Source organism: Tropicimonas aquimaris (genome assembly GCF_042676185.1).
Lineage (GTDB): Bacteria > Pseudomonadota > Alphaproteobacteria > Rhodobacterales > Rhodobacteraceae > Tropicimonas > Tropicimonas aquimaris.
Window position 1 is genome coordinate 1 of record NZ_JBHTJT010000041.1, and the last position, 1,495, is coordinate 1,495.

2 pseudogenes are annotated in these 1,495 nt (G+C 60.3%); both read right to left on the reverse strand.

The features are described 5' to 3' along the window. Positions 1 to 41: 41 nt before the first annotated feature. Positions 42 to 1,031, reverse strand: a pseudogene (locus tag ACFQ2S_RS17925) (IS110 family transposase). A gap of 111 nt (positions 1,032 to 1,142) precedes the next feature. Continuing rightward, positions 1,143 to 1,430 (reverse strand): annotated as a pseudogene (locus tag ACFQ2S_RS17930) (transposase); the annotation flags it as partial. Positions 1,431 to 1,495: the final 65 nt, after the last annotated feature.

Genomic DNA, 1,495 nt, shown 5'->3' on the forward strand with positions numbered 1-1,495 from the left:
TCCTGTCGGAAATGTGCCCGAAAACTCGCATTCGGTTCGGATCAGCTTTGCGGGTCAGGACCCAACACAACAGCAATGCGTCGAGCCAGGGCGACCATCGCTATCTTTCGCCTACGGCGTTTCGCAACATCGGATGCCCAGGTTCGAAGCCACGAGGCGCGTCCGCGATGCATCATGACTGTGGCGGCCTGGCACAAGGCGCGGCGCAGGTTGGCATCCCCCGCCTTCGTGATGCCGCCCATGACATCGCGTTCGCCGGACTGGTTGCGGGATGGTGTCAGGCCGACCCAAGGGCCGACACGCTTGGACGAGCGGAAGCGGGTGGGATCATCGACTGCCGATTTGAACGTCAATGCTACCACAGCACCGATGCCGGGCATCGACATCAAATGGCGGCAGACCGGATCGTCCCCGGCAAGCTGGCGAACCAGCCGTTCCAGGCCAGCCAGTTCCCGACGGAGGACCGCCCTTGCAGCAAGCATCGGTTCCGTTGCTGCCAAGAGCATGGTGTTGCCGTCTGCCAGTTCTCGAATCCGTATGTGGAAACGCCCGCGCGACGTCGGACCGACCTTCAGGCCAAAGTTCCTCAGCAATCCGCGCATCGACATCTCCAAGGCGATCATACCTTGTTGCACGGCCTTTCGGGCGACGAGCAACGTCCGTAACTACTGCGCCGAGACCGATTTGCAGTGTACAGGCCGGAACCAGCCGAGATGTAGAAGCCGGGCAATCCCCTCGGCATCGCGACGGTCCGTCTTGATCGGCATTGCCTTCAGCGCCCCTTTCACCTGGCGGGTCTCCATCAGAACGATATCGAACCCCGCTTCTGTCAATGAGCGATGCAACCATTGGGACAGCGGTCCAGCCTCAAGCCCGACCAACGCCACATCTCCTTCCAGGGCATTCAAGAAGGCACCAATGGCCTCGGGCTCGCAGGCGACTTCTGCCTCCTTCATGACCTCTCCGTGTTCGCTCAGAACGCAAAGCGCCGATTTCTCAAGTGACACATCCATCCCGACAAACAGCTTCATCACGACTCCTCCGTCAGATTCTGATGCGGGGAATGGCGCCAGCCGACGTCGGCCGGATCAAGTGCAACGGCGGCTTCATGCGCTGGCCCCGTTACGGCATCTCATTGATTTTCAGAGCCAGAAGATGACTGCGGCGGCGAGCGCGATGGCTGATAGGAACACCTTTGGACATCTGTCGTAGCGGGTTGCGATGCGTCGCCAATCCTTCAATCGACCGAACATGATCTCGATGCGATTGCGGCGCTTGTATCTGCGTTTGTCATAGCGGACGGTCTTGTCGCGTGATTTCCGACCGGGGATGCGAGGGCGTATCCCCTTGTCTTTCAAGGCATCGGTGACAGCGTGCAGCTTTGTGTTCATGCCCCCCTTGGTTCGCCCAATCAGACGTCCGCGCCCCCCGTATGGATGGCCCGCCCCTCCGCCGACGCCTGTGTAGGATGTCGGTGTTCAGATATGGAAAGGAA